Annotated in this window: 18 protein-coding genes and 2 CRISPR repeat arrays (1 of these 20 only partly in view); of the genes, 8 read left to right on the top strand and 10 right to left on the bottom strand. The window is 48.7% G+C overall.

Annotated elements, in window-relative coordinates:
• Positions 1-2021: a CRISPR direct-repeat array (repeat unit 32 nt; unit sequence GTTTCAACACACAGCCGCCCGAAGGCGGCTGG); it reaches 61 nt to the left of the window's first position.
• 200 nt (positions 2022-2221) lie between these two features.
• Entirely contained in the window at positions 2222-2986 is a 765-nt protein-coding gene (locus ACMYUL_RS01050) for a S24 family peptidase (protein WP_415771624.1), read from the bottom strand.
• A 328-nt stretch (positions 2987-3314) separates the two neighbouring features.
• Here ACMYUL_RS01050 and ACMYUL_RS01045 point away from each other — a divergent pair, with 328 nt between their 5' ends.
• Positions 3315-3527, top strand: coding sequence for a hypothetical protein (locus ACMYUL_RS01045; RefSeq protein WP_415771622.1), 213 nt, complete (start codon positions 3315-3317; stop codon positions 3525-3527).
• Positions 3528-3547: 20 nt separating this feature from the next.
• Complete coding sequence (locus tag ACMYUL_RS01040; protein WP_415771620.1) at positions 3548-3796, top strand: helix-turn-helix domain-containing protein; 249 nt, start codon at positions 3548-3550, stop codon at positions 3794-3796.
• Between the two features lie 241 nt (positions 3797-4037).
• Here the strand turns inward: ACMYUL_RS01040 and ACMYUL_RS01035 are convergent, their stop codons facing one another.
• The 9 genes from ACMYUL_RS01035 to cas3 form a co-directional block, all read right to left on the bottom strand.
• Positions 4038-4343: a hypothetical protein gene (locus ACMYUL_RS01035; RefSeq protein WP_415771619.1), complete on the bottom strand. Its 306-nt coding sequence runs from the start codon at positions 4341-4343 to the stop codon at positions 4038-4040.
• A 392-nt stretch (positions 4344-4735) separates the two neighbouring features.
• Positions 4736-9407: a CRISPR direct-repeat array (repeat unit 32 nt; unit sequence GTTTCAACACACAGCCGCCCGAAGGCGGCTGG).
• A gap of 189 nt (positions 9408-9596) precedes the next feature.
• Positions 9597-9890 (bottom strand): CRISPR-associated endonuclease Cas2, encoded by a 294-nt coding sequence (cas2, locus tag ACMYUL_RS01030; protein WP_308019597.1) that lies wholly within the window; start codon positions 9888-9890, stop codon positions 9597-9599.
• A 74-nt stretch (positions 9891-9964) separates the two neighbouring features.
• Positions 9965-10978, bottom strand: coding sequence for a type I-C CRISPR-associated endonuclease Cas1c (gene cas1c, locus ACMYUL_RS01025; protein ID WP_314597833.1), 1014 nt, complete (start codon positions 10976-10978; stop codon positions 9965-9967).
• 332 nt (positions 10979-11310) lie between these two features.
• Positions 11311-13107 carry a DUF262 domain-containing HNH endonuclease family protein gene (locus ACMYUL_RS01020; protein ID WP_314597834.1) on the bottom strand — a complete coding sequence of 599 codons (1797 nt, stop codon included), beginning with the start codon at positions 13105-13107 and terminating at the stop codon, positions 11311-11313.
• 119 nt (positions 13108-13226) lie between these two features.
• Positions 13227-13886, bottom strand: coding sequence for a CRISPR-associated protein Cas4 (gene cas4 / locus ACMYUL_RS01015; protein ID WP_415771616.1), 660 nt, complete (start codon positions 13884-13886; stop codon positions 13227-13229).
• Between the two features lie 13 nt (positions 13887-13899).
• Positions 13900-14739, bottom strand: coding sequence for a type I-C CRISPR-associated protein Cas7/Csd2 (cas7c, locus tag ACMYUL_RS01010; RefSeq protein ID WP_314271815.1), 840 nt, complete (start codon positions 14737-14739; stop codon positions 13900-13902).
• 21 nt (positions 14740-14760) lie between these two features.
• Positions 14761-16818: a type I-C CRISPR-associated protein Cas8c/Csd1 gene (cas8c, locus tag ACMYUL_RS01005; RefSeq protein ID WP_314271814.1), complete on the bottom strand. Its 2058-nt coding sequence runs from the start codon at positions 16816-16818 to the stop codon at positions 14761-14763.
• Positions 16815-17537 carry a type I-C CRISPR-associated protein Cas5c gene (gene cas5c / locus ACMYUL_RS01000; RefSeq protein WP_070515295.1) on the bottom strand — a complete coding sequence of 241 codons (723 nt, stop codon included), beginning with the start codon at positions 17535-17537 and terminating at the stop codon, positions 16815-16817. Before cas5c ends, cas8c begins: the two co-directional genes overlap by 4 nt.
• 7 nt (positions 17538-17544) lie before the next feature.
• Complete coding sequence (gene cas3 / locus ACMYUL_RS00995; RefSeq protein WP_246830478.1) at positions 17545-20037, bottom strand: CRISPR-associated helicase Cas3'; 2493 nt, start codon at positions 20035-20037, stop codon at positions 17545-17547.
• Between the two features lie 621 nt (positions 20038-20658).
• On the opposite strand from cas3, the gene ACMYUL_RS00990 reads away from it, so the two are divergent.
• The 6 genes from ACMYUL_RS00990 to ACMYUL_RS00965 all read left to right on the top strand — a co-directional run bounded on the left by ACMYUL_RS00990 (position 20659) and on the right by ACMYUL_RS00965 (position 25928).
• Positions 20659-22185 (top strand): DUF4178 domain-containing protein, encoded by a 1527-nt coding sequence (locus tag ACMYUL_RS00990; protein WP_415771613.1) that lies wholly within the window; start codon positions 20659-20661, stop codon positions 22183-22185.
• A 2-nt stretch (positions 22186-22187) separates the two neighbouring features.
• Positions 22188-22334, top strand: coding sequence for a hypothetical protein (locus ACMYUL_RS00985; protein ID WP_003742187.1), 147 nt, complete (start codon positions 22188-22190; stop codon positions 22332-22334).
• Positions 22331-22714, top strand: coding sequence for an adenosylmethionine decarboxylase (gene speD, locus ACMYUL_RS00980; protein ID WP_070515302.1), 384 nt, complete (start codon positions 22331-22333; stop codon positions 22712-22714). Before ACMYUL_RS00985 ends, speD begins: the two co-directional genes overlap by 4 nt.
• A gap of 80 nt (positions 22715-22794) precedes the next feature.
• Positions 22795-23145 (top strand): helix-turn-helix domain-containing protein, encoded by a 351-nt coding sequence (locus tag ACMYUL_RS00975; protein ID WP_415771610.1) that lies wholly within the window; start codon positions 22795-22797, stop codon positions 23143-23145.
• Positions 23049-23945, top strand: coding sequence for an IS3 family transposase (locus tag ACMYUL_RS00970; RefSeq protein ID WP_415771608.1), 897 nt, complete (start codon positions 23049-23051; stop codon positions 23943-23945). Before ACMYUL_RS00975 ends, ACMYUL_RS00970 begins: the two co-directional genes overlap by 97 nt.
• A 117-nt stretch (positions 23946-24062) precedes the next feature.
• Positions 24063-25928 carry a hypothetical protein gene (locus ACMYUL_RS00965; protein ID WP_415771606.1) on the top strand — a complete coding sequence of 622 codons (1866 nt, stop codon included), beginning with the start codon at positions 24063-24065 and terminating at the stop codon, positions 25926-25928.
• The last annotated feature ends 41 nt before the right edge of the window (positions 25929-25969 follow it).

The raw sequence follows: 25969 nt of genomic DNA, 5'->3' as shown, positions 1-25969 counted from the left end.
TTCATGTTTCAACACACAGCCGCCCGAAGGCGGCTGGTTGCATAAAATTTCAAAGATGGGTCGTTTGTTGGTGTTTCAACACACAGCCGCCCGAAGGCGGCTGGGGCAACAAGTACACCGAAAAGGGTCTTGTCATGGTTTCAACACACAGTCGCCCGAAGGCGGCTGGAAGTGTTCGAGGATACGAAATGAAACCTTTGAATGTTTCAACACACAGCCGCCCGAAGGCGGCTGGAAATTGACGGTACGGCTTGTAGCGATTCCTTGATGTTTCAACACACAGCCGCCCGAAGGCGGCTGGTACACATTTTTAAAATCTTGACAATCATTGGGACTGTTTCAACACACAGCCGCCCGAAGGCGGCTGGTTTCACGTCGATAATGGAATGAGCCACGATGTAGTTTCAACACACAGCCGCCCGAAGGCGGCTGGCAAGGTTTGCGTCCAGCGTTCGAAAGAGCAAATGGTTTCAACACACAGCCGCCCGAAGGCGGCTGGAGCTGGAAAACGTGCGCACCAAAACCGCCGACCTGGTTTCAACACACAGCCGCCCGAAGGCGGCTGGCTACATCAACAGCAACTCGGTCGAATACACCTGCGTTTCAACACACAGCCGCCCGAAGGCGGCTGGGCACACGGCGGCTACACTTTTTCTGATAGTCATGGTTTCAACACACAGCCGCCCGAAGGCGGCTGGACGGCTCATATGGTGCAAGAAGACACCTCTGAAATGTTTCAACACACAGCCGCCCGAAGGCGGCTGGGTTTTCAACCCGTTAAGAAAGGCTGATTGAATGCAGTTTCAACACACAGCCGCCCGAAGGCGGCTGGGAAATTGAAAGTCACTTCCTGCATGGTCTTCCAAGTTTCAACACACAGCCGCCCGAAGGCGGCTGGCAATTTATCAACATCTTTTCAACAGAGAATGTGCAGTTTCAACACACAGCCGCCCGAAGGCGGCTGGCAAAAAGGAATGGGCAGATAGAAAAATCTTCATTGTTTCAACACACAGCCGCCCGAAGGCGGCTGGGGAGAAGGAATGGAGCTCGCTGTCGGAGAAATCGTTTCAACACACAGCCGCCCGAAGGCGGCTGGTGATTCCAAGAAGATTTATTGGGCGAGTACAGTGGTTTCAACACACAGCCGCCCGAAGGCGGCTGGCAAGACGAAAAGCAGCGGTTGGCCGTCTTGGAAGAGTTTCAACACACAGCCGCCCGAAGGCGGCTGGTTCAAAGACACGCATTTGCGGTTCGACTCCGATGTTTCAACACACAGCCGCCCGAAGGCGGCTGGTGAATCCTTCATACTTTGCAATCAGAAGCATTGAAGTTTCAACACACAGCCGCCCGAAGGCGGCTGGGTCGAAAGCTTACCCAGTGCGACCCAGGTCGAAAGTTTCAACACACAGCCGCCCGAAGGCGGCTGGTTCAGACGACCTTTCTTTATCGTGGGTTATTGACTGTTTCAACACACAGCCGCCCGAAGGCGGCTGGGGCAATTCAAAAATGGGTGGTTCTGATGATAATGGTTTCAACACACAGCCGCCCGAAGGCGGCTGGAAGGTGTTCGTATTTACTCGCTGCACGACATCAAGTTTCAACACACAGCCGCCCGAAGGCGGCTGGGATTTTTCTTTAAACGTGAAACTAAGCGTGTCGATGTTTCAACACACAGCCGCCCGAAGGCGGCTGGAGTTAAAGAGGCGGCGTGATGTTGCAGAAACAGGTTTCAACACACAGCCGCCCGAAGGCGGCTGGTTCTCCGCCACATCTTTCCCGCCATCTGCCAGCGGTTTCAACACACAGCCGCCCGAAGGCGGCTGGCAAAGTGTCATAATATGATACATTGCATAAAAAGTTTCAACACACAGCCGCCCGAAGGCGGCTGGGAATAAAGTTGATGATTCTACGGGTGTTCCGACAGTTTCAACACACAGCCGCCCGAAGGCGGCTGGATGACCACCGCCCAAACTTTACGGTTAATCTTTGGTTTCAACACACAGCCGCCCGAAGGCGGCTGGCGAGTTATGGCAACGCCTAAGTGTGGGGTGGTGTTAGTTTTGTCATAGATATATAACGAGAAAAAAAGGCGGAAATTATTGAAAGGCTAAGGAAATTTAAAAAAGTGGGGGAAATTTTAGAATTGCGAAAAAAGCGCGAAATCTGACAGTTTTTTGTCGGTTTCGCGCTTTTTTTGTCATGGGAATTATCGGGAAGTTGTTTATTTTGATATGCCGCAGCTCCAGAGGTATTTGCCGAGGATTTGGAAGTCGGCGGGGGTAGTGGCGGACAGGGTTAGTTGGGTTGTCGGGTAGATGGATTTATTTGGATTGTCGCTGATGATGTTGAGTGTATCGGCGGTCAGGCGTTGCAGGCGTTTGACTCGGAGTTCGTCTTGCTGCCGGAACAGGTAGATTCCTTCACGGGTGTAGCGCGTGGCGGTTTGCCATAGGACGGTGCCTTGGTCGATTAGGGTTGGAAACATGCTGTCCCCGTCGATACGGGTACAGAAGCAGTCTGCGGGGGAGAGCTGCAGGTGTTTGAAGAAGGCTGTTCGGAACCACATGGCTTCGGGGTTAGTATCCCACGGTATTGCGCCGCTGCCTGCGCTGGCGAAGACTTCTTTGTAATAGCGGACGGGTACGATGTCGCGCGTATCCTGACTCGCCGCCCAGTCGGCGTAATCTATATTTTCGATATACGCCACATCGGGTTGAGTGTTGCGGACTTCAAGCGGCGTGTCTGTTTCCGCGCCATCTATCAAATGGAGCAAGCCTTTTTGTTCCAATTCATCAATAACGTAAGGAGGAAGAGGATAGATTCTTTTAACACCTTTCTTCCCACCTCGTGAAGGTGCTTCTTCATATTCCCAATGTTCTCTTTCTGCCCTGTATTGAATGGCACGTGTTGTATTCGGCAGGCTTATTAGATTCAACTGGGTAATCAAATTCTGAATTTCAGAGATGCTGAATTTTGGCTTTTTCATTTCCATGCTCCAATCAAAAACATGGAAAAAATCTTAGAAATTATTTTCATATTTAAAACAATCACTTGTTAAAACAACATGGAAAAGCATGGAAATTTTAGTTGCGAAATAATTTCCAAGTTATATAATTTTAAAAACAGCGAAACGGCAACTTTAAAACAGTATAACCGATTTTGCAGCGTTCTTTAACAATTTGGAAATAGCCAAAAAAATGACGGGTATTCGCCCCGTCAGGAAGGAGACTGTTTAACAGGTCGTCTGAAACGGTTCGGACGACCGATTAAACGGTTTTATTGAAATATTCAACAAATGCGAAAGGACTTAAAAAATGAAACATGTTGCAAATGTTATGAGAATGAATGATTGGAATACAAATCAGGAAAGCACGGTAGGGCGAATCTTTGCCCAAGGGCGTGGGGAAACCAAAAAGCACCTGATTGTATGGCTGAACGGCAAAAAAGAAGTGTTTGGCGGTAACTATTACGACGCATGCGCCACCGCACTGAATGCCGATACGTGGAATTTCATCCGCCCCGTCTAATATTTAACAGGAGGTTGTTTATGCACCCAGAACTGATTAGGGCTGAAATTAAGATGAAGGGGCTGACGCTTGCCGATGTGGCTGCGATGGCAGGTATAGGCGAAAGCACAGTGCGTCAGGCTTTAAGAAAGCCATCGACTGCCGGAGAGATGGCGATAGCGGAAGTATTGGGCAAGCCCTTGTGTGAGTTGTGGCCTGAGCGGTGGACAAAAGACGGGCGGCGCATCCGACCCCGCTACGCTTATTTATATAAAGAGGCAGCAGCATGAAAACGCATTACTCAATTTCCGAGTTGTTGGAAATGAACTTGGAAAAATTTCCTAAAACGAATAGAGCAATCTTATATAAGGTTGAACGAGAGAAGTGGTCTTTTATTGAAGCCTCTTGTCAGGGTGGGAAAAACGGCAAACGCCGCGAATATGCACCGCCCCCTGAAGTATTGAAACTGATTCAGGCGAAGAAGTTGAACGAGGTTCTGGGCGGTTTGTCAGATTTACCCACCCCACTGTCTTATTCTGAAGAAAAAGGCGGCGAGGCGGCGGGGCTGCCCTCTCCCGATGTGAATGGGGGACAGCTGACCATCGGCGTTGCGGACGGATCGACGGAGCAACAACGGCTGTGCGAATCGGCACGACGCGGGGTTTTGTCTGCGGTCGAGCGGGTAATGGCGGAATCGGGTGTATCGAAGGAGGCGGCGATGACGACTGTTTTGACGCAGGCGAAGATGCCGGGCTTCGAACATATCGCAAAGCTGTTTTCTTTGGCTGCCGACGGGCGCGGCGGCGGTGGGAAGCTGCCGAGCGTACGGACAATCAAGCGGTGGTTTGCGGCGCGGGAATCTAACAGCCTCGCGCCGAAATCCAGAACCGAGGATATGAACGTCCCGTCTTGGCTGCCTGTGTTTTTGGAATGCTACCGGCTGCCGATGAAGCCTTCTGTTTCCGAAGCTTACCGCTTGTTTGTGAATAGGCTGGAGGCTTTGCCCTCTCCCCAACCCTCTCCCACGGGGAGACGGGGCGATGTGCCGAGTATCCATCAGGTGCGCCGGTGGTTGGGCAAGCTTGGCAATGTGGAGCGTGAACGCGGACGCCGCGGCGCGCGGGATTTGAAGAATATCCTGCCGCACAAACGGCGCGATTTCCTGCACTTGAAACCTGCCGCCATCTACACCGCCGACGGTCATACATTTGATGAAGAAAGGTGTAATTGTTTCAACACACAGCCGCCCGAAGGCGGCTGGAGTATTAAAATCGACCGCGCGTTTGAAAAAGCAGGTTTCAACACACAGCCGCCCGAAGGCGGCTGGTCAATAGGATAACAAGTTTTTTAGGTACAAATATGTTTCAACACACAGCCGCCCGAAGGCGGCTGGAAGTCTATATTTAACAAAATCATTATTCAAATTTGTTTCAACACACAGCCGCCCGAAGGCGGCTGGTGCGTGACCGAAAATTTTGTGATGTTCGGAGATGTTTCAACACACAGCCGCCCGAAGGCGGCTGGGACAAGATAATCAGGTCTATTCTGAGACTCAGTGTTTCAACACACAGCCGCCCGAAGGCGGCTGGTTAGGAAAGCGGCTTTAAGGCAAGGTCATTCAAAAGTTTCAACACACAGCCGCCCGAAGGCGGCTGGGGGTAAGCCCTTTCAGGTGCGGATTCCGTTCATAGTTTCAACACACAGCCGCCCGAAGGCGGCTGGAACAACAAATGAATCTATTTCCTGATTCTATCAGGTTTCAACACACAGCCGCCCGAAGGCGGCTGGCGATAGGCAATAAAAAATCCGCAAAACGTAATAAGTTTCAACACACAGCCGCCCGAAGGCGGCTGGATTTCTGCATATAACTTTGCCATTGTGTACTCCAAAGTTTCAACACACAGCCGCCCGAAGGCGGCTGGCTGCTCGGTCATTGCTTTATCAGAGCGCGATGTCGTTTCAACACACAGCCGCCCGAAGGCGGCTGGGGTTTGGGTCGGCATTGGGATAGTTGATTTGCAGGTTTCAACACACAGCCGCCCGAAGGCGGCTGGGGTTTGGGTCGGCATTGGGATAGTTGATTTGCAGGTTTCAACACACAGCCGCCCGAAGGCGGCTGGGAGAAAACCAAACTGCCCCGACGCAGTAATAAATGTTTCAACACACAGCCGCCCGAAGGCGGCTGGGGCGAGAGCCGCGCAGACATTATGCCGCGAATTGTTTCAACACACAGCCGCCCGAAGGCGGCTGGGACGGTTGAAGACGAGTTAGCCAAAATCAAGACTGAGTTTCAACACACAGCCGCCCGAAGGCGGCTGGGTTGTTGTTTTTCCGTATAAAGTGGTGCAAGTTTGTTTCAACACACAGCCGCCCGAAGGCGGCTGGGGGGGGTATATGGGGATATACGGGGGATATATGGGGTTTCAACACACAGCCGCCCGAAGGCGGCTGGCAGATACGCAAGACAAAGGCTACTACAAATACAGTTTCAACACACAGCCGCCCGAAGGCGGCTGGATCCCCGTATATTCCCGTAGTATCCCCGTAGGTGTTTCAACACACAGCCGCCCGAAGGCGGCTGGGGCTCGGTCATGCGCCCATTTGACGGCACGACTGCGTTTCAACACACAGCCGCCCGAAGGCGGCTGGCACTGCCGTCTGAGGACAATTCCACTTCCGTTTTGGTTTCAACACACAGCCGCCCGAAGGCGGCTGGGCCTGATTATGATGGCGCGACATGGGTAATGATTGTTTCAACACACAGCCGCCCGAAGGCGGCTGGGATTGGAGGAATGACATTAAAAAGGGGTTTGCCGTTTCAACACACAGCCGCCCGAAGGCGGCTGGGACCCGAAATAACCCACGCTAAAGCCATGACCGCTGTTTCAACACACAGCCGCCCGAAGGCGGCTGGTTCGCGAAATCTCGATGTTACTATCTTCGTAGTAGTTTCAACACACAGCCGCCCGAAGGCGGCTGGCGTCTGAGATGGTTTCAGACGACCGCGAGGAGATGTTTCAACACACAGCCGCCCGAAGGCGGCTGGCAACCACGGGGACAATGCCGTTTTGTTTATCGGGGTTTCAACACACAGCCGCCCGAAGGCGGCTGGCCAATCTTGCAGCATTTGGCGGCGTTGCGTGATGTTTCAACACACAGCCGCCCGAAGGCGGCTGGGCCTTCGAGCCTGAAGCGATAACGCCATAGTTTCGTTTCAACACACAGCCGCCCGAAGGCGGCTGGCGCCTGTGTTCCAATACGCAGGGCTTAAAAGTGGGTTTCAACACACAGCCGCCCGAAGGCGGCTGGCGCCCGACAGGGCGTTTTTCTTTCTCGCTCATATCGTTTCAACACACAGCCGCCCGAAGGCGGCTGGTTGTAATTAATCAGGCTGATTCCCGTGTTTTCCTCGTTTCAACACACAGCCGCCCGAAGGCGGCTGGCAGCCTGACAAACTCCTCTGCTGTTTCAATCGACGTTTCAACACACAGCCGCCCGAAGGCGGCTGGGTAGTTTTCGACCCACCGCATTTAGTGCGTGCAGGAAGTTTCAACACACAGCCGCCCGAAGGCGGCTGGGACACTAGTAAATACTGATATTCAACAAGTACTGTTTCAACACACAGCCGCCCGAAGGCGGCTGGTATCACGCAGTTATGTTCGCGGATTATCGACTTGGTTTCAACACACAGCCGCCCGAAGGCGGCTGGACGACCTGTCGCCAAACCAACGGCGCGAAGTCCTGTTTCAACACACAGCCGCCCGAAGGCGGCTGGTCGAAACAAAACAGACACCACCCGAAAGAAATCGTTTCAACACACAGCCGCCCGAAGGCGGCTGGTTGCAGTTTGCGGCAAAAATTGCCAAAGCCTACCAGTTTCAACACACAGCCGCCCGAAGGCGGCTGGTTCTTGGCTTAAACGATTCTTTAAAAGAAAGAATTGTTTCAACACACAGCCGCCCGAAGGCGGCTGGGAATGGATTAAAGAAGCACGAAAACACATCGGTTTGTTTCAACACACAGCCGCCCGAAGGCGGCTGGGTATAGAGGCGGTATCCGTTGCGTGGGACGGATTGTTTCAACACACAGCCGCCCGAAGGCGGCTGGCAGCAAACGAGAAAAGCGTGGAGTTTGCCTGTAAGGTTTCAACACACAGCCGCCCGAAGGCGGCTGGCGCCCTTTCGGACGGTCTGCACGGATTACTCTTGTTTCAACACACAGCCGCCCGAAGGCGGCTGGTGTTGGAGGATGGCGGAATATTAATTTTTAAATGGTTTCAACACACAGCCGCCCGAAGGCGGCTGGAAACCGCTATCGACAGAGATGCCTTGCAATGCTTGTTTCAACACACAGCCGCCCGAAGGCGGCTGGGGGTAACGGGCGGCTACTGTTTCCGAACAGTAAAAGTTTCAACACACAGCCGCCCGAAGGCGGCTGGCTTACCCGTAGCTTACCCGTAGCTTACCGTAGGTGTTTCAACACACAGCCGCCCGAAGGCGGCTGGCGGATGCTTTACTAGTACTTAACGCAAATTAACATTGGTTTCAACACACAGCCGCCCGAAGGCGGCTGGGATAGATACAGTATTACCTACGGATATACTACAGGGTTTCAACACACAGCCGCCCGAAGGCGGCTGGAATAACCTTAATCGTTCTTTAATTGAAAACGCTGGTTTCAACACACAGCCGCCCGAAGGCGGCTGGTAAACTCTAATAAAATCAAGGCTGTAACCAAAGGGTTTCAACACACAGCCGCCCGAAGGCGGCTGGATCGCCTTCGAGCTTAGCTGCCTTGACGTGGCTGTTTCAACACACAGCCGCCCGAAGGCGGCTGGAACTTCGAAAGGGATAACGATGTCTTTTGCTTTGTTTCAACACACAGCCGCCCGAAGGCGGCTGGGGTTTGCTTTCGGGCTTTTCGGCGAGCGTAGGGACGTTTCAACACACAGCCGCCCGAAGGCGGCTGGTACGACGATATAAGTCAACAACCTTTGTAATATGGCGTTTCAACACACAGCCGCCCGAAGGCGGCTGGCCTAACGGGGTCGGCATCTCTTCGCTGAATTGATGTTTCAACACACAGCCGCCCGAAGGCGGCTGCTCGATTTTGTGAGTATTAATATATTTATGCCAGTTTCAACACACAGCCGCCCGAAGGCGGCTGGATACTATTGTTCGGGGTCTTCGTAGGTTAATCCATGTTTCAACACACAGCCGCCCGAAGGCGGCTGGTGCGTGACCGAAAATTTTGTGATGTTCAGAGATTGTTTCAACACACAGCCGCCCGAAGGCGGCTGGTACACAAGATGGAGCTTTAGAACATAACAATGATGGTTTCAACACACAGCCGCCCGAAGGCGGCTGGCGCCTTTGGGCGGTCTTTTTTTTAGATGTCTGTGGTTTCAACACACAGCCGCCCGAAGGCGGCTGGTTCAAATACTGTATTGACTACAACGCCGACTTCGTTTCAACACACAGCCGCCCGAAGGCGGCTGGCCCTATCAGCACTAACCGATATTGGCGGACGTTCAGTTTCAACACACAGCCGCCCGAAGGCGGCTGGCCCTCAACATGGATTCGCGTGAAGCTGCGGAAAAAGTTCAGTTTCAACACACAGCCGCCCGAAGGCGGCTGGCTGTTGCTCCATACTCTTTGGTAAGGAATATCCTGTTTCAACACACAGCCGCCCGAAGGCGGCTGGCTTGGTTCAAGCAGGTATTTCCTTGACTGATACAGTTTCAACACACAGCCGCCCGAAGGCGGCTGGATGATTTGGATGAATTTGGTAATGGTGAATCTTTGTTTCAACACACAGCCGCCCGAAGGCGGCTGGTCTTCGTAATGTGAGCAATTTGGATAAGGTGCTGGTTTCAACACACAGCCGCCCGAAGGCGGCTGGAGCCTCTCTCAAAAGCCTTGCTCCATCAGGTTTCGCAGCCCCGATTTCGCTAAGCTCACAAGAAAAGCGCGAACGCGAGTATAACACAGCCTTTTCCGTTACACCCGTATTCGCAATATCCTGATTGTTAAAGAACAATCCCCATTCGCCAACCCTGTCGCATTTTCATGAGAACCGTAGGTTGGCGATTCACACAATCAACGTATCCTTAAACACATCCACCGCCGGTTTTGCGCCGTGGTGTTCCACTTTGCGCCGCCATTTGCTGCCTAGATGGTAAAAGCGTAGGCTGTCGGTTTTGGGGTTATAGGTTTTTAAGAGTTTGTCTTTTAAAACAACCCACTGGTCGGGCGCGATGTCGCATTCGAACACCGAATATTGCACGCGCACGCCGTAGTCCAGACACAATTTTGCCACGCGCCGCAGCCTTGCCTGCCCTTCTGCGTCTTCCAGCGAAATATCGTAAGTAATCAGCATCAGCATTTTGTATTCCCATGTGCAGGCTGCTTTAGAGGTCGTCTGAAAATGTCCAACCCGCTTTCAGACGACCTGCAAACCTATCTCATCAAAAACGGCGGATATTCCGCCAAATCCCCGCGCAAATGGCGCGCCAACAGCATCGCCTGAATATACGGCAGCAGTCCGATTTCCACTTCCTCCCCCAAAAACGGATGCACAATTTTCTCCTGCTTTTTCGCTTGCAAGGCTTGGAACAAGAGCTTACGCGCCTCCGCTTTCAAGCTTACCGCGCCGCTTGCCTCGGTAACAAAATCCTGCGGTTTGATTTGCCCGCGGTTAATCAGCGACAACACCAGCCTGTCTGCCCACCATGCGCGGAATTCTTCCAAAATATCCTGCGCCAAACTGTCTCGTCCCGGTCGGTCGGCGTGCAGAAATCCCACCTGCGGGTCCAGCCCCACGCCTTGCAGCGCGCCGCTTATATCCTTGCCCAAGATGCTGTACACAAACGACAACAGAGCATTTACCCCATCTCTAGGCGGACGGCGGTTGCGCCCGTCAAAAGAAAAACCGCTTTTTTCGCTCAAAAGCTGCCTGAATGCGCCGAAATAACGCGCCGCTGCATCGCCCTCAATACCGCGCACCACGTCCAGCTCCGCTGCACCCTTCAACTGCCGCAGCGAAATATTCAAAGCATCAACTGCACTTTGAATCGCCGCATTCTCGCCATAATTGCGAATCTGCCGCTGAAGCACCCGCTTACTCGCCTGAATCTTCGCCGCAATGATATTGCGCGCAATCGGCACGGGATTTTGCTCCGACACCCGATACTGCACCCGACGCAACAGCACATTGCCGCTTTGGCGCCCTTGAAGCCGCCCTAAATAACGCCCGTTTTCGGTAAAAAACGCCAAATTCACATTATTTTCACCGCAAAACCCCAGCAGAAACGGCGACACCAACACATTGCCAAAGCAGAAAATATGCCCGATGGAATGCACCGGCAACTGCGCCACCTTCTTACGCTCCTGCTCCACCACCAGCGTCTCCCGCTCTTTATGCAGATAGCTGCCTTGGGTGGTGATATAGAGCGTGTTTTGCAGTTTGCGCATGGCTTAAATTCCCTTTGATTTTGAACTACTCTCTTTATATTTCTTAATCGCTATATTTCTTGATTGGCTTAATATAAAGGCCATCTGAAAATTTTAGTTGCGTTAGCTAAAACACCGTAATCCATCAGAACGGCTGGAAGATTACTTTTTCAAACGGCCTCAGTTTGAAATTTCAACATTTTATTGGGTTACATCGCCAAGCTATCCTATGATTGCCAACTAACCACCATCAGAACTTTCAAATACTCTTGTAGTAACTGATTTGCTAACCCGTCGGTCGACAACACAGTTGTTACTCTTGCTCATGAATTTATTTCAATCATAATCAAATTTTAATTGCCGTTTTGACTTTCAGCTTCAAAAATACGCCAAAATATTTCAGCCAATTCAGTAGCTCTATCATCTATATCATTAAGATTAAAAGACTCCCTTTTACATAATTCTTTTACCATAGTGTACTTACTTTCTTGATAAGTTTCCTTTTTATCTTCAAAACTAGAAATTTTGCTTAAAGAATTATTAATTTTTTCTTCAAGAACCATAAGATTTCCTATATTTGTTGTAACCTCATTTTCACTTTCATTTAAAATATGCTCAATAGAGTAATCACTATCTTCATAATCTCTTCTATCTAGATATTTTGCAATTCTTTTAACTGCAAAAGAACTAGAAAAAGAATCTTTAAAAGATTTTCTTGCAGTGGATTTTTCAAATGACAATTTTTTAAATTCCGAAATAAATTTTTCTTTATCAATCAGTTTAAATAGGTTTTTTTTCAAATTATTTACTGCTTTTATTATTTCATCTTTTGATTCTGCCTTATCTATCTCTTCCGAGAATATCTTACAATGTGTAGTCACTTGATTCGATCTTAATCCTAATCCCGTACCAAATGCAACAAAGTGAAAGTCACTTAAAAAATTGAATAGAGAAACTCGAATCTTATTGTTTATTTTATTTTTTTCTGGGTTTAAGTTTTCTTTAATCATAAATGAGAGTATTGCAGGGCGAATTTGTATACCATTAAATCTACTTATAGCTAATAAAGCCTCATACTCATATTTATACTGTTTAGGCTTATAATCTTGCAAATCCGGAGATATTATTTTTTTATAGATTGGGAAAGATTTTTCAATATCCTTAATAAATTTACGACACTTTTCTTCTGAGTTTATCTTCTTATAAAACTTATTAAATAAACTATTACCTGTTACTGAATCTTTGGGGTAAATTGCCTTCCAATAATGTATAAAATATTCACTAATCGAAGTGTCTAGATTCGCAATCTCTTTTTGCATATTCTGCCAAAATATTGATAGCTCATCAACACCTGCATCTGTTATATCAACATATTCGAATAATTTATTTTTTATCAAGTCAACTTGAGATAAAGGTTTTCCTTTAGAATTAATATTGCTAAAAATTTGGTTTGCTTGATCTTTTTGATCTGCAAAAATTGCTATGACTTGAGAAACTAAAATTTGATCACGTAAACAAATTAATAAATCTATGTATTTAGTATATTCTATTTTTATTCCATGTTTCTTAGACATCTCTTTTATCAAATTTTTAGCAATAATTTGTTTGGTGAAAAAATCAAAAGCAGATTTCAATAACTCTTCCTCTTCTGTTGTTGCAACAACATTCTCATTTCGAGTATGGAAATCTTGAATTGTTTGAGTGAAATAAGGGTAACTTGTTAAAGTTTCTATTTTTCTTTGAATTTTCCCGTCGTGTTTTTTTATGATATAGGTGTGCGTTGTCTCTGCAATATCTTGAGCTTTAGTTTTTAAATTTTCAGATAAACCTTCTTTTTTACATTCTTCATCTAAAGCATTCCTAATTACTGCCAATACAATAGTTATTACCGTAAGTCGTTGCTGCCCATCAACAACATCAACTTCTAAACTATCACGGCCACCTAAAAAAAGCATATTTCCGAGAAAATACTGATTAGTTTCGAATTTCTCTAAACTTTTATTAAATTTAATTTGAGAAAGCATATCATTGAAAAACTCCTTATAATTCTGAAGATCCCATGAAAAATCTCTTTGGAAACGTGGAATCCGATAAACTCTCGTTACTTCTAACAACCCTTTAACATTAGTGCCATCTGCATAAAAACTCATAATTAAATCTCCTATTTATATAACTTCAAAATCATAATTAACATATTTTCTTACTAATTTACTTCAGTTGCAATACACTAAGTTAATTTATCTAAAATACCTAGCTTTCTCAGAAAAAGTTATGGATCTTTTATCCCAAACAACTCCTCCACATACCCCACCGACCTATCCCGCTTCCCCAACAACTCCGGCTGGCAAATCTCCACCAGCGAGCAGGCTTTGCAGCGTTTGCCGTAGTCGGGCGGCGGAGTTTGGCCGCTGTTTAGAAGTTCGCGCGCGGCAGCGATGGTGGCGAGGGTTTGGGCGCGTAGGTCGTCTGAAAATATGATGGGGACGCGGTGGCGGGTTTGCATATACCACAGCGCGCCCTCAGAGACGGTTTGCCCCGTCATTTCTTCTAGGCACAAGCCTTGGGCGCAAAGCTGGATTTCATCCATCGGGTCGTGTTTGGGCTTGCCGCGTTTGTATTCCACGGGTTTCAGACGGCCTGTTTTCGTGTCCACTTCCACCAAATCCAACACGCCGCTGATGCCTAATTTCTCCGCCGACACATGCACCGTCCTCTCAAAGCGCACGCCTTTGCGCGTTTCCGGCTCTCCCGAATCCACCCGCTCATGCAACGCCTTGCCCTGCGCGGTCAAATAGTTCTCCGCCCACGCCTGCTCGTTATGAATCAAGGCGCATTGACGCGGGCAGAAGGCATAGTGTTGCAGGGCGGAAAGGGGAATCAGGCGCGTGTCCTGATTTTCCCTTTGGCTTTCGGTTAAAAGTGCGGTCATCTTTTTGAATGCTTTAGAAACCGTCAATTTCCTGCGGAGTTAAACCGTCAAGGTTTTCCAGTTCATAGTTGCCATCGGCATTCACTTTCAGACTGCTATGCACTTTGGCGGAAGAATATTGCCCTGCTTTGCTGTTGTGTTCCCACCAGATAAGTTTCAGCACCTGCATGCTGCCCTCGGGGCGGGCGGAAGATGCGTCTCCTTCAAAGAGTTTGGTGAGTACGGCTTTGATTTTTTCGGCATCGTCGTCTGAAAAGCCGGTGCGCTCGGCAAGCTGCGGCGACATCGCGCCGAAGGCAACGTACACGCCCTGATCGACGCGGTGTTTCATGCCCATGGTGTCGGAAGATTTTTTCGTACCGTCGCCTTCGCCGCTGACGCTTTTGGTGATTTGGGTACTGGTGATGTTAATCGGCTCAACGCTGAATGCGGATTGAATGGTAACGGGCCCACGCACAGCAATGGAAATGCCGCTGCTGCCGTCGCCGCTGAATGCGAAGACCTGCCCGAAACTGCGTACATCCAGCCATTTTTCACAGGCCTTTTTGGCGGTATCGTCTTTGTTGGCTTTTTTGGCGTTAAAGGCATCCGCACCCAAGCCGACATCTTTGTCTTTGGCGCGGTTGGCCAGGCTGGTCATGCCGTCGGTTTTCTTTTCGTCCGATTGCACAAAAATGCTCTCGCCACTGTCTTGCAGGCGGTCGCGGATTTTACGTTTCAGGCATACGTCGGTCATTTCGCCAAAACCTTGGAAATCAGCACGTGGGCGGTTGCCGTTTAAGGGGTCGCCGTTTGGGTTGGCGTTGGTTACTTTCAGGATTAAGGCGAAGTCGATTTTTTTGGTTAAGCTCATTTTAGTTTTCCTTTAAATAGGTTATTCGTGGGTTTCGGTTACTTCTTGCTCGGGTTGGTTGGATTTGTTGCGATACGCCATTTTTTGGCTGTGGTATCCCAATAGGAACTCCGGTTCCAAAGGTTTGTCTAAATCGCATCCTTCCTGTTTCAAATCATCCAGCACGCATATAAGCTGATTAATTTCGTTTTCTCGATTGTTCAAAAAGCCTATCGGGCTGGTTAAAACAAATTTTTCCGAAATCCTAACTGGGTAGTCTTTACGCAATCGGTCTTTATACGGTTTCAGATTGGTTTCAAGCTGCTCCCAGGTATGAAACGGACGCATAACAAAACGCTGCATGTAGTTTTCTGCGTTGGTTGCACGGGTTTCGTTGGCTATTCTCAACGCGGTGCGTTCTAAGTGTTCGGCAACTGCCAGTAATCTACCAAATATATAATCGCGCGAGCGATTTTGGGTATCCAAGCTCATAGGGTAAGTTCTCCGTTGTGATAAATCGTGATGACGGGCGCGCCAGCCTTTGTATAGAGCACAGGCGACGCCGATGTTTCTTTGCCATTCCCAGTTTTCGCAGCCATTCGGGTTACAGGCTGCCTGAAAACTTTGACGCACCAAATCTTCGGGAATCGGCACGGATGTTCCGCCTGCGATAACAGGCAGAAGGCGGGCATAAAGTTGTTTTTTGAGCGTATCGGACAGGGATTTGCCGTACACGGCTTCGGCAATGCTGTAAGGCGATGGCGGGACGAAGCGCCATTGGGTACGTTTGTTGGTTTTCTTGCCATTTGAAACTTCAACGCTGTAACGCTGATACCAGGAAAAATCGTCAATCCACGCGTCTAAATTGGCGAAATAATCGGCAGGCAGAAATTCTTGGTAATAGGTCAGTGCCATGCGCCCTGGTGTGGCAGAATCGAGCATAATCAGGGAGATTTGTTCGTGCTCTTTCAATTCTGCCTGATAGCCGTGCAGTTTCTTTTTGATGATTTGCGCAGCAGCACGCCCGATATTTACCGACCAATCGGGGGATGCTTCCGAATTTTCAGGTAGCCTTTGCGCGGTGGCTTCATCGGGATTTTCAACCGCACTGATGTCCCAGTTTTCCATATCCGCCCAATTCAGTTCGGCGGAAATGTCTTTCATCGGCGACGGAATAGGTTTGCCGCTGATTGCCCAGGCGACGGTAACTTGGTCGCCGTTTCGGATGCCTTGGCGGGAAATCAGCCAACGCAGCGCGCTGTGTGCCTTGGCGGATACGTCTGCCGATACGCTGGCGGCTTCTTCGGCGGTGGCAAAACGCCCGCGAAAGGTGTAACCCGCCGTATCGTTGGAAGAAATCAGTTTGGCTTTATCGCCCGTGTGGCGCAGCTTGGCGGGATGCATGGTGGAAATGACAGTTTCTTCGCCCTGCACCAAGCAAAAACCTTTTTCGGCTTTTTCCGAAGCGGCGTAATCCGCCCAAGATCGCTGTATGGTTTTGTCCGTCCATGTTTGGCTGTGTACGTCGCCTGCAATTTCCACCTGCCAGCACACCAATGCCGAGCCGAATTCGATTTCGCCCTTGGTTTTAGGCAGCACGGAGAAAATCGGCGGCGCATCGCCTTCTGTTTCCCATTTGTTCAACACTTTGCCGTACGAATCAAGCGGAAATATGCCTGCTTCCACCAAATCGGCAACCACCCGTCCTTTGGCAACATAGTGCAACACAGCCTGCACTTTAGGATGGGCAAAAGGCGATTCGCACCATGCTTTGAGTTGTTTCAGGTAGCCTTCAAAATAGGCTTTCTTTTCGCCACCGTAATCGGCGTAATCTTTGGCGACATATTGGATTTTGTCAGCAAGCGGATGCGGGGCTTCGCCGCTGGTTCGGTTTTCAGACGACTCGGTGGCAGGCAGCAGAATCGCCGTTTTCGGCGGCATAACGCGTGCCGTCTGAAAATTGCCCTGTCCGTCAATCACGATAACGATATGCGCGTTTTGGATGGTATGCCCAACCGGCGTCAGTGGCTCGGCATCATCGGTAACACCCTGTTCCAAAATGCTTTCATACGTCCGATAAAGTTTCTGCATCCAGCTCATAATTCCAGCTCCTTGGCTTCATCTTCCACAGGCTTGATGTTTTCGCCGCGCTTGAACGGTTTTTCAGGCTGCATTTTGCGGATAAATCGGGTTTTCAGGCAGCCTGCACTTTCGTTTACACTGGGGAATTCAATCACGCCGTTTTGCATATTCGCCATCCAAAAGCGGCTGAGCAATTCGGGCTTTCCTGTTTCTTCGGGATAGCCGAAGCTGTGGAACATCAGGCCAAAATCCAAATTGCCGTATCCATCGTAAAAGCCTTCACCTTCGCCAAATTCACAAGGCTCGACATAGCCTTGGCAATCGCGCGTGCCGAGAAAAATATCCTGCCGTCCGCCGCGTTCCAACATTCTTCTGGCAATGGCGATATGTTTGCCGAAATTGCGGTCACCTGCCAATTCTTCCCAATGCTCATTCCATTCAAAATGGGCTTCCACTTGATATTCCACATCCTGCAAAAAGGTGTAAATCGCCAAGGTATTGCCGCCGTTCCAGTCCAGGGGTTTGGTGGATTTGCTTTGGGTGCGGATGGGTTTCATCACACGAATGCGGTCGATATGCCAAATCAAGGTGGGTTTCCAATAGATACTTTTGACGATACCTTTAATGGCTTCGTATGTCGGCACTTGGTAGCTGAATTTTTCGCCGCCAATTTTGGTAACAGGGTCGGTAAACAAGGCTTGCCGCCCCCATACGCGGAAACTGATTTTGCTGTCCATATTGCTCCTATAAATCGTAAAAAGTCATTTCGCTTGTTTCATCTAAAGACAAGCCGAATTCATCGTTGTAATAGCGTTCATTCAGATAATAAATACCCGAGCCTTCAATGGTTTCATACAGGGCGTTTTCTTTTTGTAATTTATCCCAAACGTTGGGGAAGACGTTCACGCTGTAACGCTGGGCTTTTTTCTTTGCGTCATACATTTCTTTTGGATCCCATTCGCCGCAAAGTTTGGCAATGAGCTCCGCACCTTCACCATACGGCACAATCACGGCGTGTGTCGGCGCGTCTATGGCTTGGAAAGCACGCCCTGCGCTTTTGAAGGATTGCATCAGCAGTTGGATTTTTCCAGTTCTGCGGTTATTTATATTTATATTACCGCCAGGATTGTTTTTATTATCGCTCAGCCAATCCAGCAGTGAACCTGTTTCGCTGTTTTTGACGGAATACAACATTTCATCACTGCGCTGGTAAAAATAATATTCAAAATATCGCTTCATCGCTTCTGGCTGCAAAATATCCTGCCCGGCAAAATCGCGAAACACGCGTTCGGCATGGGTTTTGCCTGCCTGAATATCGGGCAATATCCGCGTAAAATCCTGCTCCTGCAAATTCAACACCCACACCAGCCCTTTGCCTTTTTTCTCGCCATGCCGGTTGCAACGCCCTGCCGCTTGGGCAATGCTGTCCAATCCGCTTAAGGCACGAATCACGCAAGCCATTGAAATATCCACGCCTGCTTCAATCAACTGGGTGCTGATGCAGATAACGGGTTCTTTGTTTTTCAGACGAGCTTTGATGGTGTCAAAAATCGCTTTGCGGTGCGCCGCGCATTGGTTGGTGCTGAGATGGAATAAGGATTCGGACGGCATATTTTGCCTTTGGCAATATTGATAAAGCTCCTGCGCCCATTTTTTGGTATTGACGATAAATAGGCAGCTTGGGGTCGTCTGAAACTGTTCCAGCAAAAACGCGCCCGCTTCATCCACATTCCAACCGCCTGATTTTTCGTTGAATCGGATTTCTACGCGCGATAACTTTTTATAAAGCTCTTCTCTTTGCTCATCAGTTCCCATGATTTCGGCATGTGCAGGCTGCTTTAACAAACCGCGCGCGGCAATGCTTTCCCTTTTGCCTTCAGGGAAATTCTGCAAACCCGATTCACCGAGCAAAGGCTGCGTCGCCGTACACAAAACCGCCGTGCTTTTGCCAAATGCCGTCAACCAGTTCAGCACATTGCAAAACAAATGTACGCATTTCACGGGCAGGGTTTGGATTTCATCAAAAATCAGCACCGCATTGGTCATCGGGTGGATATGCCGCGCGCCGCGCGTACCGCCGCCGAACCAAGCATCCAAAAACTGCACCATCGTGGTAAATACAATGGGCTTATCCCAGTTTTCGGACAGCAGTTTGTCCTGCCAGCTTTGCTTTTCGGGTTCTAAATTGGAGTGGTGTTCGAGCACCCACTTCTCACATTCTGAACATTCTCTACATGAATGAAATTCACCATTGTCATCTTCTTTCAAATCTAAACAATAAATTTTACGGACTTCTTCCGCGTTTTGATCAATGATGGAAGTATAGGGAATGATGTAGATGATGCGGTCAAGATTGTGCTTTTGCGCATGATGCAGAGCGTAGCGCAGACTGGCCAATGTTTTGCCGCCACCGGTCGGTACTGTGAGTGTATAAATGCCTTGAGAATCTGATGCTCTTTTTAGACAGTCGTCTGAAATTTTGCGGCGGATTTCGTCAATAGGTTTGATTTCTTCGGCAGGACGATTTTCAAAACCTGCTAATTTGGCTTCCAATTTATCAATTGCTGATTGCCAATCTGGTTTTTCCGCCAAGCGGCGGACTTCTTTTTGCGCTTCCCGTTCAAAATCCGAACTGTTGATACGGTCAGCATCAATCAGGCAGCTAAACAGGAAACGGGTCAGGCAGCCGAGGTAAAATTCTTTGATTTTGTCGTTGCTTGCTGGATCGGAAAGAATCGGTTTCACTGCTTTGAGCAGGCTGCGAATCAGGTTTTCTCCTGCCAATTCATATGCTTTTTGCTGAACGACTTCATCAGCATTTCGTTCGCATTCCACCAAATGTGTCAGTTCATCAGTTTTATTAAACCGCTCAATCCATTTCTGATTACCTTCTCCATCCAAACAGTCAATCAAGCCTTCGCCGTGGTGTGATGCAATGCACAAACCCAGCATTTGTCCGAACAATTCGCCGATACCCTGTGCTGCGCCAAACTTCCTCAATTTGCGATAAACCCATTGTGCTCCGGCGGTGGAATGGTCTCCTCCTTTAAAACTATCTTCGTCATCTTGATCAAAATTGAACCCAATATTATTAACCCTGCGAATGTAGTTTTGGAATTTTTGGGAATATTTGCCAAAATCGTGCATCAACCCAAGCAGTTCGCCTGCTTGTTCTAAATTTAACTTAGTCGCCAATAATTTTGCGATAGCGGCGGCTTCGGTCAGGTGAGTCTGCAAAGGTTGTGGTTTTTGGTCCGATTTTCTGATGTGGGCTATATAGTCGAAATTCACATCGATTCTCCAAATTTAAAACGCGCAAAATTTAACGAACAAGCCCTATAAATGGCTTAAAGGATTGAAAATCGAAAATCTGTGGAATGAGGTCGTCTGAATGACGGATAAAGGAGATATTTAGGGATTTAAGATGTTATTATTTTATTTGTTATATTTTCCGAGAATAATACAGCATTTGTAATAAATAACAATATCAATTTGACTATTTCTGAAGTTTTAGGATAAAGGAAGCGAATCAAGTTATGGCGTAAATTCCTAAAATAGTGGGACATAGATAGAATGGAGGTAGGTTTTCAGACGACCTTTGTCGTATAGATGGGTTAAATTCGGTAGGATGCGGCTGTGCTTGCCTGATTCCGTACCCAAGCCGTTTTGTTTTACTATACAATCATATTGCTGCCGACTGCTTGTTTGCTGCAGTCTGCATCGGCATACGGATAGTGCGGACGCTGTTTGCGTTTTGGAAAATGCGGCAAGATATTTATTTGCCAGTATTTTTTAAGCATCGGCTGAAGCCTGTATCGGTTTGTCCCAGGTCGTCTGAAATTCCGAAAAAGAAAATTCATGTCAAACACCCCATTCTTCAAAACCGACTGCCCGAGCTGCGGCGCGCCTGTTGAGGCGCATTCCGCGACAGCCGTTACGCTGGTGTGCGGCTACTGCAACAGCATGCTGGTGCGGCAGGATGACAGTATCGTCGATTCCGGACGCGATTCCGCTTTGTTGGAAGATTTCAGCCCGCTTCAAATCGGCACGACAGGGACATACGTTACCCGCCCATTTACCTTGGTCGGACGGCTTCAGGTGCAATACGACGACGGCGTGTGGAACGAGTGGTACGCGCTGTTTGACGACGGGCAAACCGGCTGGCTGTCTGAATCCGGCGACTTGTATTCCATGACGCGCTTGGTCGAGACGACTGAAGTGGTGCCGGAGTTTCACGACGTCGTGCCGGGCGGTTGCAATTTCAATTTTCAAAATAAAAACTTTGTTCCGTCGGATAAACGTGAAATCAGCCTCAGAAAATCGGCGGCGCAGGGCGAATTGCCGTTTAAGCTGACTGAGGATACGACAAGTAAAGTCATAGACTGGCGACACGCCGGTCTTTTCCTGACGATAGATTACGGCGAGGATCCTCCCGAAATCTATTACGGCAGTATGGTCGGTCTAAATGAACTGAAGCTGCAAAATACCCGTACCGATGACCAAATCCGTGAAACAGCAGGTCGTCTGAAAGGCAGCTATCATTCGGAAAATTGTCCGAATTGCGGGTCGTCCGTCCATTGGTTGAGCGGTGTCACCGATTTTCTGATTTGCCCGAGCTGCGGCAGCGAATTGGAAGTCGGCAAGGAAAAAGCGCGGGTGATTACTGCCAACGCCATGCGTCTGTCGCAGAGTAAACTGTTTACCCTGCCTATCGGCACGCAGGGTCGTCTGAATAACAATGATTATTTTGTGATGGGTGCGGTCAGGTATTCCGAGCTGGATCCCGATGCGACTTATGAATATATGTTTGAAGGCAAACGGCGGATACTGACGCCGGTCGGTTGGTGGGTCGAATACCTGCTTTACAATCCGCAGAAAGGCTTTGCGTGGTTGGTCGAATCGTCCGACGGCGAGTGGAGCCAATCCGAAACTCAAAATAACTGGCCACGTTTAAACAGCGCCCGCAAACCGCAAGGTTGTGATGAACTTTATTCCTACGGCGGCAAAGTCGAAGTCGCTGCCGGCGCGTTTTATTGGCATATCCGTTCGGGTGATTTGGCGTATTACACCGACTACCAAGTCGGCAGCAACAGCAAACTGTGTGCCGAGCTGACCGAACACGAGTTGGCATGGAGTAAAAGCACGCTCACGACCTACGGCAAAGTTGCCAGTGCCTTCGGTTTGCAGGCTGAAGCGCCTAGATACACGGCGAAAATGAGCGCGGACGGCGTCGACAACCAATTGAGGCTTGTCATGACCGCCATCTTGGTTGTCGTCAACCTTCCTGCGCTGCTGGCCGACGGCAATTCTGCCACACTTGCCGTCATCTTTATAGGAACATGGTTATTGTGGAGCATGGGCAAAGAAGACGAGGACGAGGATTAATCATGTCGAGAGCCACTTACATCATTTTCAGCACCATCATCATCATCATCTCCATGATCATCAGCTACGGCTCTTCCGATTCCGACGGCTCGCGTATGCACTCCGGCGGCTACTACGGCGGCGGAGGTTTCTCCGGAGGTCATAAATGACCCATATCCCCGGCAACCACGGTCTTTTAGATTTATATGGCTGTGATGAAGCTGTCTTGAAAGACGAAGGTCGTCTGAAAACCGCCCTTAAAGCCGCTGCCCAAGCCGCAGAAGCCACCGTTCTCGCCGAACGTTTCCACACCTTTGGCGGTGCAGGCGGCATTACCGGCATCTTATTGCTCGCCGAATCCCACATCAGCATCCACACTTGGCCGGAACACCGCTTCGCCGCCATAGACGCATTTATCTGCGGCGGCATGAAGTTGGAAAAAGTGAAGGAAGTATTGTGCAGGGAATTGGCGGCGGAACGGGCCGTTTGGACAGTTGCGCAACGTGGCGAAGGAATACTGGACGATACGCAGCCGCCAATAGAACAATAAAACCTGTAAAGGTCGTCTGAAACATGAACTGCACCCCAAAAGTTGGACATCCCCTCCAACTCACAAGGTGCAGTTTTTTTATGAGCAAATATACATTACACTTCAAATACCAAGCCGTACTCCACTACCTGCATATACGCAGCCAACAGCGTACCGCAGACCACTACGGCATTTCCCGAACCCACCTGAGACGATGGATACGCGCCCATCAGGAAGGCGGTATCGGCGCACTCGAACATCCCCAATCCAAAACCATGACCGAACACCGCAAAAACCCCTTCATCGCCGACAAACCCGACCATGAAAAAACACAGGCAGAGCTTATCGAAGAGTTGTGCTATATGCGCGCAGAGGCCGCCTACCTAAAGGAGTTAAAAGCCCTCAGCCAAAAGCGGACCGAAAAGGACAAAGCCAAACCGTCCAAGCACTGAGGGCGCAACACCCGCTCAAATACCTGCTGCATATCGCAAACCTGCCCAAAAGCAGCTTTTACTACCACCACCAAGACCGACCCGACCCCGATGAAGCCGACAAAGCCCTCCTTATCGAAACCTACCGGCGGCATAAAGGACGCTACGGACAAAGGCGCATTGCCGCAGCATTGGGTTGGAACCGCAAAAAAGCAGCGCGGTTGATGAAGCAGTTGGAACTGAAAGCCCTCATACGGGCGAAAAAAGCCTACCGCCATCCCGCCATGGGCGAGATATCGGAAAACCTCCTCAAACGCCGGTTCAAAGCCCGAAAGCCCAACGAAAAATGGCTGACCGACGTTACCGAACTCAAAGGGAAGGACGGCAAACTGTACCTCTCGCCGATATTGGACCTGTTCAACCGGGAAATCGTCGCCTACGCCATGAGCCGCAGAGCCGACAGTGAAATGGTGAAGGAAATGCTCGAAAAAGCCGCCCCCCGTCTGACTGCTAAAGGAACGATGCTGCATTCGGACCAAGGCGTGCTGTACCGTACGGCGGGGTATAGGGAATTGCTTGCGGAGCATTCCATGGTTCAAAGCATGTCGCGAAAGGCGAACTGTTGGGACAATGCGCCGATGGAAAGCTTCTTTGCGGTGTTGAAGACGGAGTGTTTCTATAACGCAGGTGAATTGACGGTAGATGAATTGATGAAGCAGATAGATGACTATATGGATTACTACAACCGGGAGCGTTGCAGTTTGAAATTGAAAAAGCTGAGTCCTGTCGCATACAGAACCCAGCTTGCACAGAGCGCCTGAATAGGCTTTTATGAGTGTCCAAGATTTGGGGGGCAGTTCAACAGGCTCAATCTGTTTTCAGACGACCTCATTTTAAAATCCCAAAAATATCCTCACTAAGAACATCAAGGAACCAAAATGCACTTACGCACTTCCATCATCCTCTTTTTATCCGTGCTCTCTTTAGGCGCGTGTATCAGCAACCCAAGTTCGGCACCCACCAGTTCTTCATCATCAACACCCATCAACCCATTCGTCAAAGACTACATCTATTATTTCGAGCATCTCGACGAAGCCAAAGCTAAAAACGAACAATGTTTGAAAGACGGCGTGTTTAAAAAGGTGGGCGTTGATATGGAAAACGCCGATGAACGACAAATGATTGCGGAGTATCCCGACGATATTTTGATGCTCAATCCCGGCAACACCGAATTATCCCCCTGTTTCGCCGCATGGACGGCAAACAATGCTGCAGAACCGTTGCGCAAATGGCAGGAGGAAAATGCGAAAAAAGAAGCGACTAATCAAAAATTTGAAAAGCAGGTCAGCCAGTTCAAAGCCGAATGGGAAAAGAAATACGCCAATGAAGATTGGAACACATTCTATCCCGAGGCTTTGCGTAAAGAATCTGTTCAAGCGCGGAATAGAAAAAACCGATTGGAAGATCGGGCCAAAAGAGAAGCCATCGACCGCATTTTTGTCGATAAGGCAGAGCCGTTCTTGAATGAATTGAAAACAAAAAACATTGAAACATTGGCCCAAGAAATTCCACAAAGCTGTCGTAAGGGAGCTTGGGACCTTATTCCTTCGTGTAAAGCCTATTATCATGTTTTAAAGGATAAATTCTCAGAAAAAACATTATCCGAATTGGCGGGTATGGAAAAACAATATAAAGGTGCCAAGCATTTGTCTGCTCCCGTTTTGTCAGCTGCCTACCGTTCTGCGGTGGAGGGAAATTCAAAAAGAATGGATAAAGCATTAATGCTGGACTATCGCAAACTCAATACCGAATATATGCAATGTACTAAAAAAATCGGCGGTAAAATATCAGCAACACCGTTCCAGATGGATAAAACCGGAGATTACACCTTTTCCTTTTATTCAGAACTTTATCCAGAATGCGTCATTACGAATCAAGTCATGGAAAGGTTGGAGCTGCCATCCAATTTAAGTAAGGTTGTTGACAGAGAAGTATGGATGAAGTTAGGCAAACACATCTGGGAAACGGAAGCAAACCACGAAAAAGAATACGAGCAGTTGGAAAAAACGCCTGAGGTCGCACAAACCAAAACAATCTTGGCTCAGAAATACGCCCAAACACCTTGGCAAAATTTCACTTGGCAAAATTTCATAAGTACCGTAGAAAAAGACTATCCGACGACTATAGCAGACATTTTCTCGGGTACGAAAGAGGAACAGAAGCAGAAACAAAAGCAGCATCAGATAATGGTCATAGCATTGAACCAGGTGTTTACTGACAAAATCCAGCCTCTCGTGGATGAATTGGCGAAAAAAAGCATCGATCAACTGATTGCCGAAATACCTGCCAGCTGTCGCGATGAAAGAAAAATAGATTGGTTAGCAGATAGTCAATGTGATGCATATTCCCGCGCTCTCTCAAAAAAATTTCAGAATCAGACGTTAGAAGAGCTTTCCGCTTCAAAAGATAAATATGAAAATAAAGATGAAGAGGGGCTTTCACGGGTTTATACAGCCTACTCTTTGGCATTGCATGAAAAAGAGAGAAAACAATACCTTGAACTGAGCAATGATAATACCAAGCGAGAAGCGGCATATAGGCAATGTATCAAAAATATCAGTGGAATCATCGAAAAATCATATATTTCAGAAGAGGATAGTGCTTCTTCGTATGCTAGGCGGGCGCCGGGATGTCTAGCGTTTAGCTCTGGTCTTCCAGTTGAAGAGTCACGTTTCGACTACTTTACTGAAACGCTGCTTAATAAAAAACGTTTCAAACAAGCATCCGCAGTCAAACAAAATTGATGGAAACATTTCATCAAAAGGTCGTCTGAAACCGTCTTTAC

It is taken from the genome of Neisseria sp. CP9 (assembly GCF_047758525.1).
GTDB lineage: Bacteria > Pseudomonadota > Gammaproteobacteria > Burkholderiales > Neisseriaceae > Neisseria.
This window is presented reverse-complemented; position numbering and strand designations above follow the sequence as displayed.